General features: G+C 59.0%; 17 protein-coding genes. 9 read left to right on the top strand and 8 right to left on the bottom strand.

Features of this window, described 5'->3' with window-relative positions:
* Positions 1-53: 53 nt before the first annotated feature.
* Positions 54-344 (bottom strand): 50S ribosomal protein L28, encoded by a 291-nt coding sequence (rpmB, locus tag AAE029_RS30650; RefSeq protein ID WP_371076699.1) that lies wholly within the window; start codon positions 342-344, stop codon positions 54-56.
* A 245-nt stretch (positions 345-589) separates the two neighbouring features.
* On the opposite strand from rpmB, the gene AAE029_RS30645 reads away from it, so the two are divergent.
* On the top strand, positions 590-1363 hold the full coding sequence (locus tag AAE029_RS30645) for a DUF3108 domain-containing protein (protein WP_371076698.1): 774 nt from the start codon (positions 590-592) through the stop codon (positions 1361-1363).
* A gap of 216 nt (positions 1364-1579) precedes the next feature.
* Entirely contained in the window at positions 1580-2470 is an 891-nt protein-coding gene (locus AAE029_RS30640; RefSeq protein WP_371076697.1) for a DMT family transporter, read from the top strand.
* A gap of 62 nt (positions 2471-2532) precedes the next feature.
* On the opposite strand, the gene AAE029_RS30635 is transcribed toward AAE029_RS30640, so the two are convergent.
* On the bottom strand, positions 2533-2958 hold the full coding sequence (locus AAE029_RS30635; protein ID WP_371076696.1) for a cupin domain-containing protein: 426 nt from the start codon (positions 2956-2958) through the stop codon (positions 2533-2535).
* The gene (gene gloB, locus AAE029_RS30630; RefSeq protein ID WP_371076695.1) at positions 2958-3728 is read right to left on the bottom strand and encodes a hydroxyacylglutathione hydrolase; all 771 of its coding nucleotides are present in this window, start codon (positions 3726-3728) and stop codon (positions 2958-2960) included. Before gloB ends, AAE029_RS30635 begins: the two co-directional genes overlap by 1 nt.
* A gap of 163 nt (positions 3729-3891) precedes the next feature.
* Here gloB and AAE029_RS30625 point away from each other — a divergent pair, with 163 nt between their 5' ends.
* The 4 genes from AAE029_RS30625 to AAE029_RS30610 all read left to right on the top strand — a co-directional run bounded on the left by AAE029_RS30625 (position 3892) and on the right by AAE029_RS30610 (position 7315).
* Positions 3892-4683 carry a methyltransferase domain-containing protein gene (locus AAE029_RS30625; protein WP_371076694.1) on the top strand — a complete coding sequence of 264 codons (792 nt, stop codon included), beginning with the start codon at positions 3892-3894 and terminating at the stop codon, positions 4681-4683.
* 111 nt (positions 4684-4794) lie between these two features.
* Complete coding sequence (gene hisC / locus AAE029_RS30620) at positions 4795-5904, top strand: histidinol-phosphate transaminase (RefSeq protein WP_371076693.1); 1110 nt, start codon at positions 4795-4797, stop codon at positions 5902-5904.
* Positions 5901-6827, top strand: coding sequence for a prephenate/arogenate dehydrogenase family protein (locus AAE029_RS30615; RefSeq protein WP_371076692.1), 927 nt, complete (start codon positions 5901-5903; stop codon positions 6825-6827). The genes hisC and AAE029_RS30615 overlap by 4 nt, the downstream gene beginning before the upstream one ends.
* 26 nt (positions 6828-6853) lie before the next feature.
* Positions 6854-7315 carry a GNAT family N-acetyltransferase gene (locus AAE029_RS30610; protein WP_371076691.1) on the top strand — a complete coding sequence of 154 codons (462 nt, stop codon included), beginning with the start codon at positions 6854-6856 and terminating at the stop codon, positions 7313-7315.
* Here the strand turns inward: AAE029_RS30610 and AAE029_RS30605 are convergent.
* On the bottom strand, positions 7284-8300 hold the full coding sequence (locus AAE029_RS30605; protein ID WP_371076690.1) for a DUF2125 domain-containing protein: 1017 nt from the start codon (positions 8298-8300) through the stop codon (positions 7284-7286). The genes AAE029_RS30610 and AAE029_RS30605 overlap by 32 nt on opposite strands.
* 50 nt (positions 8301-8350) lie before the next feature.
* Here AAE029_RS30605 and AAE029_RS30600 point away from each other — a divergent pair, with 50 nt between their 5' ends.
* Positions 8351-8884, top strand: coding sequence for a gamma-glutamylcyclotransferase (locus AAE029_RS30600; RefSeq protein WP_371076689.1), 534 nt, complete (start codon positions 8351-8353; stop codon positions 8882-8884).
* A 14-nt stretch (positions 8885-8898) separates the two neighbouring features.
* Here AAE029_RS30600 and AAE029_RS30595 read toward each other — a convergent pair whose 3' ends face one another.
* From AAE029_RS30595 to ftsE, 4 genes are all read right to left on the bottom strand, one after another.
* Complete coding sequence (locus tag AAE029_RS30595) at positions 8899-9699, bottom strand: lysophospholipid acyltransferase family protein (RefSeq protein WP_371076688.1); 801 nt, start codon at positions 9697-9699, stop codon at positions 8899-8901.
* Positions 9700-9794: 95 nt separating this feature from the next.
* Positions 9795-10511 carry a YdcF family protein gene (locus AAE029_RS30590; protein WP_371076687.1) on the bottom strand — a complete coding sequence of 239 codons (717 nt, stop codon included), beginning with the start codon at positions 10509-10511 and terminating at the stop codon, positions 9795-9797.
* A gap of 66 nt (positions 10512-10577) precedes the next feature.
* Positions 10578-11525, bottom strand: a complete 948-nt coding sequence (locus AAE029_RS30585) for a cell division protein FtsX (protein WP_371076735.1) — start codon at positions 11523-11525, stop codon at positions 10578-10580.
* A gap of 61 nt (positions 11526-11586) precedes the next feature.
* On the bottom strand, positions 11587-12246 hold the full coding sequence (gene ftsE, locus AAE029_RS30580) for a cell division ATP-binding protein FtsE (RefSeq protein ID WP_371076686.1): 660 nt from the start codon (positions 12244-12246) through the stop codon (positions 11587-11589).
* Positions 12247-12942: 696 nt separating this feature from the next.
* Between ftsE and AAE029_RS30575 the strand changes: the two genes are divergently transcribed.
* Positions 12943-13398, top strand: coding sequence for a hypothetical protein (locus AAE029_RS30575; protein ID WP_371076685.1), 456 nt, complete (start codon positions 12943-12945; stop codon positions 13396-13398).
* Positions 13399-13550: 152 nt separating this feature from the next.
* Positions 13551-14093 carry a hypoxanthine phosphoribosyltransferase gene (gene hpt / locus AAE029_RS30570; protein ID WP_371076684.1) on the top strand — a complete coding sequence of 181 codons (543 nt, stop codon included), beginning with the start codon at positions 13551-13553 and terminating at the stop codon, positions 14091-14093.
* Positions 14094-14219 lie beyond the last annotated feature (126 nt).

Below are 14219 nucleotides of genomic sequence, written 5' to 3'. Positions count from 1 at the left end.
GATGCTATCCGTGCAAGCCTCTCAGCCCGTATGCCTTTGAAAGATGCGGAAGATTATGCAGCTTCAGCGGTCTTCTTGACGATCTGACGACGCAGCAGGCGAGCGCGCATGCTGAGCTCGTTTTCGCTGGCCTTCATAAGGAAGGCGTCAAGGCCACCGCGATGCTCGACGGAGCGGAGCGCCGCTGCGGAAACGCGCAGGCGGTAACGCTGGCCGAGAACGTCGGAGATCAGCGTGACGTTGCACAGATTCGGCAGGAACCTGCGCTTGGTCTTGTTGTTGGCGTGGCTGACATTGTTGCCCGTCAGGACGGCCTTGCCGGTCAATTCGCACATGCGGGACATGGGTACACCTATTTTCTTTTTCTCTGCCATCGAACCGCCATGCCAGGCACAAACCGGGCTCGCAATCCAACAGGCCGTAATTGGAAAGTTGCGGTTCTATAGTCAGAGAGGCCGCTCCCGTCAAGCCAATCCTTGGCGTTTCCCGCAATTCTGTCAAAAAGCTGCTGTTTCCTTCATTCCGCAGCAGAGGTATAAGGCAGGTTCACGCGGAAATAAATCCGCATGCCAATTTCAGGGCATCTGTAATGTTTAAGGCGGGAAGACTGTTTTTATCCTCCGTGATCGCGGTTCTGACTGCGATACCCGTTGGCGCGCGCGAAATCCAGCACGAAACCGAATACAGGGTAGCACTGGCAGGTCTTCCGATCGCAAGGGCGGCTTTCCTAACCCAGATAGAGGACGATCGACGCTATACGATCGCCGGTAACATCAATTCCGCCGGGCTGGCCGATCTCCTGACGACGCTTTCCGCCAAGACCACAGTTACCGGCATTATCGGTCGCGACCGGTTGCAGGCGCTGCACTATTCGCTTTATTACAAGAGCGGAAAGAAGGCTCGTACTTACGAAGTGAGTTACCGCAACGGTAATATCGTCTCTACGACGACAAAGCCGGAGCCGAGGCGCCCCAAGAGCTGGATTCCCGTCACCGACAGTGATCTGCGCGCCGTTCTGGATCCCGTTTCCGGTCTCATCTTTCCAGACAAGGTGAAGGTTTGCTCGCAAACCCTTCCGATTTTCGACGGTGAAACACGGATGGATCTCGTCCTGTCTCCCAGGGGATCGCGGCCGTTCTCGACAAATGGCTTCTCCGGTGAAGCCTTGGTCTGCAACGTGCGTTTCGTGCCCAGATCCGGCTATAAGAAGGGACGCAGCGACATCGAATATCTGCGCAAGAGCGACGCGATGGAAATCTGGTTTGCCAAGTCCACGGCCGCGAATGTATACGCTCCTGTCTATGTGCGCATTCCGACGCAATATGGAGCGGTAACGATTACTGCCGTAAAATACGGGATCTAAAGCCTGTTGCGCACAGGCTTCAGCTTGTTATTTTCATGCATGTCGCTGCCGTAAAACCGCTGCACACTTTTGCGTGACATGCATTAGAGCGTTTCAGCTTTTCATAGAAACGCAGAACCGCTCTAACTTTTTGTTTTTACGCAATTCCGGACGGAAAACCGCTTTGCACTTTCCTGGAATTGCTCTAGCGGGCAATGTTCCCGCTCGGGGGAACATATGAAGCTTCGCGCGACCTTGACGGGATTTTCGGCCATTCTGATGTGGTCGTTTCTGGCGCTGTTCACGGCCGCCTCCGGCAAGATGCCGCCATTCCAGCTTTCCGCCATCTGCTTTGCCATCGGCAGCGTGCCGGGGATTATCGTCCTGATCCTCAATCCGAAGCGCGTGGTCCTGTTGAAGCAGCCGGCCAAGGTCTGGCTCATCGGGATTGCCGGCCTTTTCGGCTATCATTTTCTCTATTTCACGGCTCTGCGAAATGCTCCTGCCGTGGAGGCCGGTCTCATCGCCTATCTCTGGCCGCTCCTGATCGTCGTCGGATCGGCGTTGCTGCCGGGCGAGCGGCTCAGATGGTATCATCTCGTCGGTGCGCTTGCCGGCCTTTGCGGCACCTTTCTCATCGTTGGACGAAACGGCGTGAATTTCGATAGCACCTATGCGGTCGGATACGGCGCGGCCTTCCTCTGCGCCTTCACGTGGTCCGGCTATTCGCTGCTGACGCGGCGTTTCGACGCCGTCTCGACCGATGTCGTCACCGGTTTTTGTCTTGCAACTTCCGTCCTGTCGCTCGTCTGCCATATCGGGCTGGAAGCCACCGTCTGGCCGGCAACCGCGTTCGAATGGCTGGCCGTTGCCGGCCTCGGCCTTTTTCCAGTCGGTGCCGCCTTCTATGCCTGGGATTACGGCGTCAAGAACGGTGACATCCAGATCCTTGGCGCAGCAAGTTATACGGCGCCCTTGCTGTCAACGCTGATCCTGACGCTTTTCGGCTTTGCTGAACCGAGCTGGCGTATCGTGGCCGCCTGCCTGCTGGTGACCGGCGGTGCAGTCCTTGCCGCCCAGGAAATGTTTCGGCGCCGTCCCGTGGAACATCCGGCGGTGGCCCAGTAAATCAGAGCGGTTCCATGGAAGCCCAGAACCGCTCTGAGTTTTCTTTTTAGGCTTCGTGATTTCTAGCGACCCGTTGGCTCCCAGCCGGGCGGCGCCATCTCGAAGCCGAGGAACTCGAAACCGGGCGCAACCGTGCAACCGACAAGCGTGTAGTCACCGAGCGTCTCGGCGGCTTGCCACCAGCCGGCGGGAACGATCACCTGTGGACGTTCTCCCTCGACGATGTTGGCGCCGAGCCGGAGGGTCTCCGAAAGAATGCCATCGGACGAGCGATAAAGCGCAAGGGGGGCGCCGGCATAGTAGTGCCAAACCTCGACCGCGTCGCGCACACGGTGCCAATGCGAGCGCTGGCCTGCCTCTAGCAGATAGTAGATCGCGGTCGAATGACCGCGCGTGCCGCCTTGGCTGTCTCGGAAAGTCTCGACGTACCATCCGCCTTCAGGATGCGGCTGCATGGACAGCGCACGGACGATATCTTCGGCTCTCATCAGAAATTATCCTTGCGCTTGCGGATCTCCGCGAAGACTTCTTCATTCGTCCGGCTTTCCATCAGCAGATGGCGCCGGATGGCAGGATCGGCCGCGCGCAGGAAGGGATTGGTTTCCTTTTCCATTGCCAGCGTCGTCGGAATGGTGAATTTGCCGGCGGCGCGCATAGCCTCGATTTCAGCCGCGCGCGATTTCAGCCGTTCGTTGTCGGGGTCGATGGTCAGCGCGAAGCGCGCGTTGGAAAGCGTGTATTCGTGGCCGAAATAGATGGCGGTCTCGTCGGGGAGGACAGCGAGCTTCTGCAGCGAATGCCACATGTCGGCGGCCGGACGTTCGAAAAGGCGGCCGCAGCCGAGCGCAAAAAGCGTATCGGCGGCAAAGAGGAGCTTATCATCGACAAAGTGATAGCAGACGTGACCTGCCGTATGTCCCGGCGTCTCAATGACATTGACGGTATGATCGCCGAATTCGAAGTTGTCGCCGTCGGCAACCGAACGGTCGAGGCCCGGAATGGCGACCGCTTCGTTGAATGGACCGATGATCTCGCAGCCGAACTGTTCCTTGAGTGCCAAATTGGCTTCAACGTGGTCGGTGTGGTGATGGGTGGTGAGAATATGGGTTATGTTCCAGCCTCGGCGCGTCGCGGCCGCAAGGATCGGACCCTCTTCCGGCGCGTCGATGCTGGCGGTCAGCCCGGTTTCCGGATCGTGGACCAGGACTCCGAAATTATCAGACCGACAGATAAAAACTTCTATTTCCAAAGGCTTCATAATCGAAATAATCCTCTTCATTCCAGAGACGGATGATTTCAGGTCGAATCGACCTGAAATCATCCGTCTCTTAATCAAAAGTCTGGAGCGGGATGTCGCCCGAAAACCGCGCACACTTTTCGGCATCCCGCTCTAGTCAGGGGCAAATGTAGAGGCCTCCGCCTTGAAGTCCAACCACCCATTGATAACATTTACAGCAATGCATACCGATATTGTGGACCTCCGTCAGTTCTATCATTCCGAGCTCGGGCGCTTGGCGGAGGAATCTATTTCCATGGCATTGTCGTCGCTGTGGGTCCGTCTGCCGCAGGAACGGCTCGTCGGGCTCGGCTACTCTGTTCCATTCCTCGAACGGTTCAAAGGCGATACTGAGCGGACCTTCGCTTTCATGCCCGCCGGGCAGGGGGCGGTAAACTGGCCGCCTGGGGCGCTCTCCTCGACGGCGCTGATCTTCGACGAGGAATTGCCGCTGCCGGATTCCTCGATCGATCGTATCCTCATGGTGCATTCGCTGGAATTTGCCGAAAGCCCGCGCGAGACGCTGAAGGAGCTCTGGCGCGTGCTGGCTCCCGGCGGACGGCTGGTGATCGTGGTTCCGAACCGGCGGGGGGTCTGGGCACGGATGGAACACACGCCCTTCGGCTCGGGCCGACCCTATTCGCGAGGCCAGCTGACGGCGCTGCTCAGGGAAACGAATTTCACGCCGGGCGCGAGCGCCGAGGCGCTCTTCTTCCCACCGTCGAAGCTCAGGACGGTGCTGCGTCTGCGCCGTGCTTTCGAACGGATCGGCCGGACCCTTTGGCCGGCCTTTTCCGGTGTTATCGTCGTCGAGGCACAGAAGCGGCTTTATCAGGGTCTGCCTGTTGCCGCTCGCGCGTCGCGCCGGGTCTTTGTTCCCGTGCTGGCGCCGAGTGGCGTGCGGACCACGCGCAAACAGGCGCCGATCGAGCGGTAGGCCGGCGAGCGCAGCTTCAGTGCAGCCAGCCAACCCTCGACAAATCCGTCTTTCCGCTTTAATGCCACTGGATTGTTATGCCCGGATTTCCGGTTTTCCAAGGTCGACCCCATGAACATTGAGATGAGCAAGCCCGTTCCGCGCCCCGGCATCCTGGATATTGCAGCCTACGTGCCTGGCAGGGGACATGCGCCGGGCGCGGCACGGGTGTTCAAGCTGTCTTCCAACGAAACGCCGTTCGGCGCTAGCCCGAAGGCGATCGAGGCCATCCAGTCGGCATGCAGCAACCTGCAGCGTTATCCGGACGGTCAGGCAAGGGAGCTGCGGGAGGCGATTGCTGCCGTTCATGGTTTAAACCCCGCCAATATCCTTTGTGGCAACGGATCGGACGAGCTTCTTGCCCTGATCTGCCATGTCTATCTCGGACCGGGGGATGAAGGCATTGTCACCGAGCATGGCTTCCTCATCTACAAGATCCAGATCATGGGCACTGGCGCGACACCGGTCGTGGTCAAGGAGAAGGATTGCACCATCGATGTCGATGCGATCCTTGCCGCCGTCTCAGAGAGGACGAAGGTCGTCTTCATTGCCAATCCCGCCAATCCAACGGGAACCTACGTGCCGGTCAGCGAGATCCGGCGCCTGCAGGCCGGCCTGCCGAAACACGTCATTCTGGTGCTGGACGGCGCCTATGCGGAATATGTGCGGCGCAACGACTACGAGGCGGGTATCGAGCTTGTTTCCTCGAGCTCCAACGTGGTCATGACGCGCACTTTCTCCAAAATCTACGGCCTTGCGGCGCTGCGTATCGGCTGGATGTACGCGCCGGTCGAGATCGTCGGAGCGTTGGACCGTATCCGCAGCCCGTTCAATCTCAGCGCGGTGGCGATTGCCGCCGGTGCCGCCGCGATCAGAGACCAGGCTTTCATCCAGCGGGCCGTTTCCTTCAACATGCTCTGGATCGAGAAGCTGACGACCGCACTGGAAGGCCTGGGCCTCAAAGTTACGCCATCCGTTGCCAATTTCATTCTCATTCACTTTCCAGACATGGAGGGTAAGCGTGCGGCGGATGCCGATGAATTCCTGACAAGCCGCGGCTATATCCTACGCGCCGTCCGCAGCTATGGTTTTCCGAATGCGCTGCGCCTGAGCGTCGGTCTGGAGGAGGCCAATCGCGGTGTTGTCGATGCACTCGGCGAATTCATGGGGCGCCGCCCATGACGAGCGTCCAGTTTGCGCATATCTCCTTGATCGGCATCGGGCTGATCGGCTCGTCGCTGGCACGCGACATCAAGCAACTCGGCCTTGCCAAGGAGGTGATCGTCGCGACCCGCAGTGCGGAGACACTGAAGCGAGCCGAGGAGCTTGGTCTCGGCGACCGCTACACCACCTCTTCGGCCGATGCGGTGAAGAATGCCGATCTGGTGATCGTCTCCGTTCCGGTGGGCGCCTCGGAAAGTGTGGCCAAAGAGATCGCCCCGCATCTGAAGCCGGGAGCTATCGTCACCGATGTCGGATCGACCAAGGCCTCGGTTATCGCGCAGATGCAGCCGCACATGCCTGACAATGTGCACTTCATCCCGGGCCATCCCCTGGCGGGCACTGAAAAGTCGGGGCCGGATGCAGGCTTTACCGGGCTCTTCCACGACCGCTGGTGTATTTTTACGCCGCTTCCCGGCACCGACGAGGCCGCGATCAGGAAGCTTCGGCATTTCTGGGAAACGCTCGGTTCCCGGGTCGACGAAATGGACCCGGAGCATCACGACAAGGTGCTTGCCATCGTCTCGCACCTGCCGCACCTCATTGCCTATAACATCGTCGGCACGGCGGACGACCTCGAAACCGTCACGGAATCGGAAGTTATCAAATATTCCGCCTCCGGCTTTCGCGATTTCACCCGTCTTGCCGCTTCCGATCCGACGATGTGGCGCGACGTCTGCCTGCACAACAGAGACGCGATCCTGGAGATGCTGTCGCGTTTCTCGGAGGATCTCGCCTCTTTGCAGCGTGCGATCCGCTGGGGCGAGGGCGACAAGCTCTTCGAACTCTTTACCCGCACGCGAGCGATCCGTCGCTCCATCGTCCAGGCCGGACAGGATGTCGATGCCCCGGACTTCGGCCGCCACGCCTTGGACAAGAAATAGAAGGTTCGCTCAAGGACAACTGCACTATGGAGATCGGACCGGCAACCCTCGAGAACATCGATTGGCTGGCTGATCATGACGAGCATGTCGGCAGGGACTGGATAAGACGCTGCATCTTGTCGAACGAATATCTGGTCGCCAGACGCAATGGAACGATCGTCGGATTTCTGCGGTTCAGCCGTTTTTGGGGCACGATACCCTACATGGATATGATCTGCGTCCTGGCAGAGCACCGTCGCTCAGGTGTGGGGAGCCAGTTGTTTCTCGCGTGGGAAGCCGGCATGGCCGCTGAAGGGGCACGATTGCTGATGACGTCGAGCGAGCTCGGGGAAATCGAGCCGCAGGCCTGGCATCGGCGGAATGGTTTTCGCGAGGCCGGCAGAATCGAGTTCTTCGGCTTTCAGCCAAGCCCTGAAGTGTTTTTCATCAAAGATATTGGATCCTTACGCCCACGGCTCAGATCGGCGGCAGAGATCCGAGCGGAATGAAGCCGTTCAGCGAAACCTGGCCGCGATCCACCCTCAGATCCACCGAGACGTTGTCACCACCGGCAGCCATTGCTTTCAGGAGCTTGCCGGCCGTATCGATCATGGATGCAAGATCGGGAAAGGTTTTCTTCAGGCTGTCGCGCCAGGGATCAAGCTGTTCGATCTGAAGTTTGAACTGGCCCGAGATGTAGCCCTCGTCATCGAAGGAGAATGGTCCGGTCAAGGTCATGATCTTGCCATCGCCGATATCGGCTACCACCTTGCGCAATTCACCCTTGGCGCCATAGAGACCGGTGCCGCTGTGATCACTGCCGTCGATCAGGCCGGCTTTGCCGACAAGCGTCACGTCGGCGCTCGCCGAAAGGGACGGAAACAAGGGCGGCATGTTCTTGAGTGCAGTATTCGAATTCTCGACTTGCACGGCTGCATCGAGATCGTCGCCGTTCTGGCGCAAATGAATCTCGGTACGGGCGGCATCGAAATTGAAAGTCTGCCCGGTAACGGCGGAAACGATGCCCGCCTTAAGGTTCTCGATAACGGTCGAGGTTCGTTCCACACCTGCGAGCTTGGCGATCAGGCTCGATTGCAGGTTCGACCATTCGGCGGAAACGGCAAGGCCATGGGTGGTGCGAATTTCGGCCGGCGAATCCAGCTCCCAGACGATATGGCCGGGCGCGTAGACCTGGGCGGCGGAGCGAAGGTCGCCGAAGGTGGCCGAGACACCGTTGATGCGGTCGTCGATCTTCACTTCCGAGCAGAAGAGCCCGATGCGGAAAGGATAGCCGCGAAGCTCGATATTGCTGCATTCCCCGGAGACGCCGGCGGCGTTCTGGTCGCCGAGCGCATTCAGGATGCTCGTCTTCAGGGCCGCGGCCGCGTAGAACCAGCCGGCCGTATAAAGCGCAATGGCGACGATCACGGCTGCGACGAGAAGCCAGAGCTTCCTGCCAATCCCGGAATAGCCGATCTGGCTTGACGCTGCCATGATGTTCTCCAATGGTGATCGCGATTTGAGATTTTGATTTGGCTTCGGATATGGACGAATTTTGGGTGTTTGGCTACGGCTCCCTGATGTGGAATCCCGGCTTCGATTATGTGGAACACGATCACGCAACCGTCTTCGGCTATCGCCGCTCGCTCTGCGTCCATTCCTGGGTTCATCGGGGAACGCAGGAGAGACCCGGTCTCGTCCTTGGTCTCGACCGCGGCGGCTCCTGTCGGGGCATGGCCTTTCGCGTCGCACTGCAAGACAGGGATGACGTTCTGGACTATCTCCGCGCCCGCGAACTCGTCACCAACGTCTATCTCGAGCGTCAGGTGCCGCTGCGGCTCAATGGCGGACGGCGGGCAACGGCGGTCGCCTATGTCGTCGATCGCACCCACCAGCAATATGCGGGCGCGCTTCATGCTGTTGACGCCGCCCGGGTCGTAAACGAATCAATCGGGAGATCCGGCAGGAACGATGCCTATGTTTTCAACACCCTGGCGCATCTGCATGAGATGGGCATCCGCGATCGGTGGCTCGAAGAGGTCGCGGGCGAAGTAGAGCGGATGCGTACTCCCCGTTAGAGGCGGCGCGTCCGTCAGCCGATCGCCGCCTTTTGCGACCGGCCAAGCTCAGCAAGCCTCTGGGCAGCGGTCTGCGGTATCGGCAGATGCGGATTTCTCTCGATCGTGTCGATCAGCAACTCGTCGCTCGCCTTCTCCATGACCTCGATCAGATGGGCGAAGAATGCGTCGGGATCCATGCCGGGCGGGATCGGCGGCAGGATGCGCACTTTGAAATGTCCGGGATACCGGCGAAAGGTGCGCCTTGGCCAGAAGAGGCCGGGGTGCATGACGATCGGCACGACCGGCAGATTCAGATCGCGGTACATGCGGGCGATGCCATACTTGTAGATCGGCTCGGCACCAGGTGGGCGCCGTGTGCCTTCCGGGTAGATGATGAGCTGGCGGCCGGTTGCCATTTCCTTGCGGGTCCGCCTCAGAACATCTGCCAGGCCCTTGCCGCGTGCGCTGCGGTCGACCGGAATCATCCGTTGCTTCTTCGCGTACCAGCCGAACAGCGGCACCGCCATCAGTTCGCGCTTCAGGATATAGACCGGATCGTCGAGCCGGGGCAGAAGCGCGTAGGTGTCCCAGGCGGCCTGATGCTTTGGGGCCAGGATGCAACTCCCGTCCGGGATGTTCTCGAGCCCTTCGACCTCGAAGGTCGTTCCGACGATCTTCTCCATCAACCAGTGATTCGATCGCGCCCAGTTCTTCGGGATTGCATAGGCGGACTTGCGCGGCACCAGAAAATAATAGGGCAGGAATACAATCAGCTGGAGCGTAAGATTGGCATAGAAGGCGATGTTGAAAAGGATGGAACGTAAGGCGATCATGGAACTTTCCTAAGCGCTGGCCGTTGAGGCGGCCAGCTGTCGCAGTGCCTACACGATATTGTCAGTCATAAAAAGCATTTCGTTTTCGGCGATGCTCAATCGCTTTTGGCAATGGTTTCGGAGCGAAGTCCGGCATGTCTGCCGAAGCCGATCAGGTTGCGGGCTCCTGCCAGCATCACTTTCCCATACTCGGCCAGCATCACTCGGACTGCGTTTGGATCGGTGAACCAATTCTTCGATTTCAGATCGGAATTGACGACCGGATAGGGGATGAAATCGGTCACCGGATCGACATATTTCAGTTCCGAGAGACTGCGCGGCATATGGTAATTGTTGGTGACAACCAGGACGCTCCTGTAGCCCTTGCTGTGGATCCAGTTGGCAGCCTCGCGCGCATTGCCAATCGTGTCGAGCGCATCATAGCCAATGTCGACGCAGCAAGAAAAAAGGTCCGCGGGACCCTGCGTCATCTTGCGGATCTGCAAGGGTGTCGTCGTGGGATGGGCGCCGGAGATCAGCAGCCGCTTTCCCGCGCCCTGCCGCAGCAGGTCCACGGCCTGGTCGATGCGCTGATAGCCGCCCGTCAGCACAACGATGGCATCTGCCTTCGGCTCCGTTGGAGGCTTCAATGTCGTTACCGAATCGACAAAGCGCAGAAAGCCGCCAAAGATGACTGCAGCGAGGATGATTGCGGCAAATCCGCCCCAGCGGAGGAAACGGCGCATAAGGCTGCGCCTCCGCGGCACCGCGTCGCGGTAGCTGTGATTCTCCGGCACCGGGCTCGTCTTCTGCGTCACTTGGCCCATGGTCATGATTCGTGATTATACGCAGATTGCGGCAGCGAACAGACTGTTTCATGGCAAATCATCATAATGGCTTCAATTTGCCATACCGTCGGTTCGCGCCGGATCGGATCTTAGCAGATCAATTTCATAAATCGTGCGCATGACCGTTATTCTCGCCGTCAGTGTCGTCAACAGCGCGATAATGATCATGGTCGCGAATATGCCGAGATAACCCAACGCGCCGACCGAGAAGGTGCCGAAAAGCGCCGTGGCCTGGTCGGTCTCGGGGGTTGCCAGCGTCCGGCTCTGCAGAAACCCAGCGCTGGCGAAGAACAGCGCGGCAAGCGCGCTGCCGGCGGCCGAGCCCTTCAGGCTGATCTTCAGGAAATGTTTCTGGAATTCGGTTGCAACGAAGGATCCTTCAGCGCCGACGAAATGCAGCACCTCCACAATGTGGCGGTTGCCGGAAAGAGCGCCGCGGGTCGCAAAGATCACCGTCAGAACCATGGCTGTAAAGACGAGCAGAAGGACACCGGTACCGATCATGACGGTCGTGCGTGCCATGGAGACGAGCCGGTCCACCCAGGTCCGGTGGTCGTCCAGGAACGCCTGCGGAATCGTATCCTTCAAGAGGGAGCGCATGGCTTCGAAATCAGGGGGGTGATTCTCGTCGATCGTAATGATGACGAGGCGGGGAACAGGCAGCTCCTTGAGGTCCAGATTGGCGCCCAGCCAAGGTTCGAGAAGCCGTGCGGTTGCTGCCTCGTCAACGATCTGGCCGGTCTTGGTGCCGACAAAGGTCAGCGCCAGATCGCGCGCCTGCGTCAGTGCCTTTTCCATGTCGAGGTTGTCGTCCGGCTTGATCTGAATGGTAATCTCGCGGGAGATCTGGCTTTCCCAGCTTGCCGCGGTGGAGCGGACCATGCTGACGGCCCCGAGCGTCAGGCAGGCGAGAAAGGCCATGATGGCTATAACCACCATAAGGGCGTTGCCCTGGATATTGGACGACGGCACGATCGGCCCCGTCGGACGCACGCGCATTTCCGGCCGCTTCTGGCGAGAGCCTTTCGGCGCGGTCGTTCCGTTCTTTCTCTCAGCCCGATCAGTCATAGATATCGAGATGCCCTTCGGAAAGAATCATGCGGCGGGCTTCCACCTGCTCCATCAGACCGAGATCGTGGGTCGCAATGACGACCGCAGTTCCAAGGCGGTTCAGCTCGAGAAAAAGGTTCAGGAGCCGGCGGGCCATGGGAGGATCGACATTTCCCGTCGGCTCGTCGGCGAGCAGGATTTCCGGTCGGTCGATGAGGGCTCTTGCGATCGCCGCGCGCTGCTTTTCGCCGCCGGAAAGAACCGGCGGCAGCACATTGATACGTTCTCCGAGGCCGACCCATTTCAAGAGCTCCAGCACATCGTTGCGGTAGGAGCCTTCCTCCTTGCCGCGCACCCGTAATGGAAGCGCGACATTTTCATAGGTGGTCAGGTGATCGAGCAAGCGGAAATCCTGAAAGACGATGCCGACGCGCCGGCGCAGCAACGGCAATTCGGCGCGCGGAATCTCCGAGATGTTACGCCCGAACATATGGATGAGGCCGCGGGTCGGCTGCAGCGACATGAACAGCAGGCGCAGCAGCGTCGTTTTCCCAGCACCGGACGGCCCCGTCAGGAACTGGAAGGATTTCTTCGGTATATTGAACGTCAGGTCCCGGAGGATCTCCGGTCCCATACCATAGCGCAAACCGACGTTCTCGAAATGGATCAACGGGCAGCTCAGTCTTTCGTGGTTCTCTTCGGGAGACTTGTTAACCAACACCGTTAACAGTCGGTAAATTTTGCCAGAAAGACGCCCGTTTCATGGCGATCTTTGCGAAGCGTTAACCATTAAAATTTACGACTGAGCGGGATTCGTTTCAATGCCAGATTTCGTATGGCGTTGAGACTAGAGCCGGATGATTTCAGGTCGGATCGACCTGAAATCTGAATCCGCCTCTAAATCTAAAAAGTTAGAGCAGGATGTCGCCCGAAAGCCGCACACTCTTTTCGGCATCCCGCTCTACAGCGCCGTGCGTCCTATCAGACGCACAAAGGTCGCTGTAGCACTTTGAATTGCTGGATGTTTTTATCCGTAAATCGGCTCCGATTTAAGGAAACATCCAGTAGGTGGACACCGGCAGCGCTGCGCGTCTTGTGAGACGCACAAAGATCGCTGTCACCCTTTGAATTGCAGGAGGAGGTCGTCATCATGGGCGCATTCCACTACCGGCAACCGCAACCTGATCGCCGCTATGATCTTTTACCACCGGAGCGTAGGACAGGCTCCCGACCGTTCCAACCGTTCGAGCGCCAATCTGATATCGCAGATGCGGATTTCGTGGTGATCGACGATGTTTGCTCCAGCCCCCCTTCATCGCGGAGCTTCAACGACAGTCGTCGTAACTTTGCTCCCCGGTATCGGCAGATGGCCCCTGAGGCGCGTTCCGTCGCCGTCTCTTGCGTCCGCGCAGCAGAGCAGTGGCTGCAACGGGCGTCCGAAAAGACCTTTGCAGCGCTGGTCGCTGCCTCCTTCGTTCTTGTCTTCGGACTTGCCGGTGGCTTTTCCGGTCTCACCGGCAGCGGAGAGGCTTCCACACTTTCCGACACGCCGCTGCATTTCACCCATGTCAGCGTTACGCCACGCGATGCGAACGGCATGCGCGTGCTGCTGATCAACGGCATTATCGAAAACGCAACGGATGCGGAGCTGCCTTTGCGGCCGATCAGAGCGGATCTCCTTTCCGGAGGGCGGCTCGTCGCGAGCGTCGTGATCGCTCCTCCCGCCGATGTCATCAAAGCCGGCCAGAGCCGGGGATTTTCGGCGCGCGTGCAGCATCCTGGGGGAAAAATACCGGATGCCCGGCTTTCTTTCATGCCCTAGGGCATCATTTGTGCTAACGGCTTGGGCTGAGCGCATAAGTCCGGAAACCGGCATCTATTTTCGGACTTATCAGGCGCCGATTTAAGGAATAGAGCATCCTCAGCTCTGAATTGCGGCGCCTGCCGCGGCAGACCCATGGAGTAAGCCCCAATATGCCTGTTGTGCGCGGAAAAAACATAAGCCCGCTTTTCACGGCCGAGCAGATCGCAGAGCGCAATCGCAGCATGGCCCGGGACATCGCCGCCGGGCCGACGAAGGATCTTCTTGTCATCGCTATCCTTAAGGGTTCCTTCATTTTCGCCGCCGATCTCATCCGCGCGCTGCACGACACCGGCCTTGCGCCGGAAGTCGAATTCATCACGCTTTCCAGCTACGGCGCCGGTACAGAATCCAAGGGTGTGCGTATCGTCAAGGACATAGACAGCGACGTGAAGGATCGCGACGTGCTGCTGATCGACGATATCCTGGAATCGGGCCGAACTTTGCTGTTTGCAAAGGAGCTGCTCTATCAGCGCGGCGCCCGCAACGTCACGATCGCCGTTCTCCTGGACAAGAGCGTGAAGCGCAAAGAGAAACTGGAGGCCGACTATGTCGGCTTCGAATGTCCGGACTATTTCGTCGTCGGCTACGGCATGGATGTTGCCTATGCCTTCCGCGAACTCCCCTTCGTCGGTGTAGTCACCGGCGACGCCTGACCTTTTTCGGGTCCGCGCTCGCAGACGGGTTGTTAACCATCCGGCCGGAACACGCCCGCCGTTTACCGATCGCAAAGAAAAGTCTGGTGATTTGCCTGCGGGGCAAGTCAGCAAGACAGACGGAGC

Origin of the sequence: Sinorhizobium sp. CB7, from assembly GCF_041357635.1 — a bacterium.
Taxonomy (GTDB): Bacteria; Pseudomonadota; Alphaproteobacteria; order Rhizobiales; family Rhizobiaceae; genus Rhizobium.
This window is presented reverse-complemented; position numbering and strand designations above follow the sequence as displayed.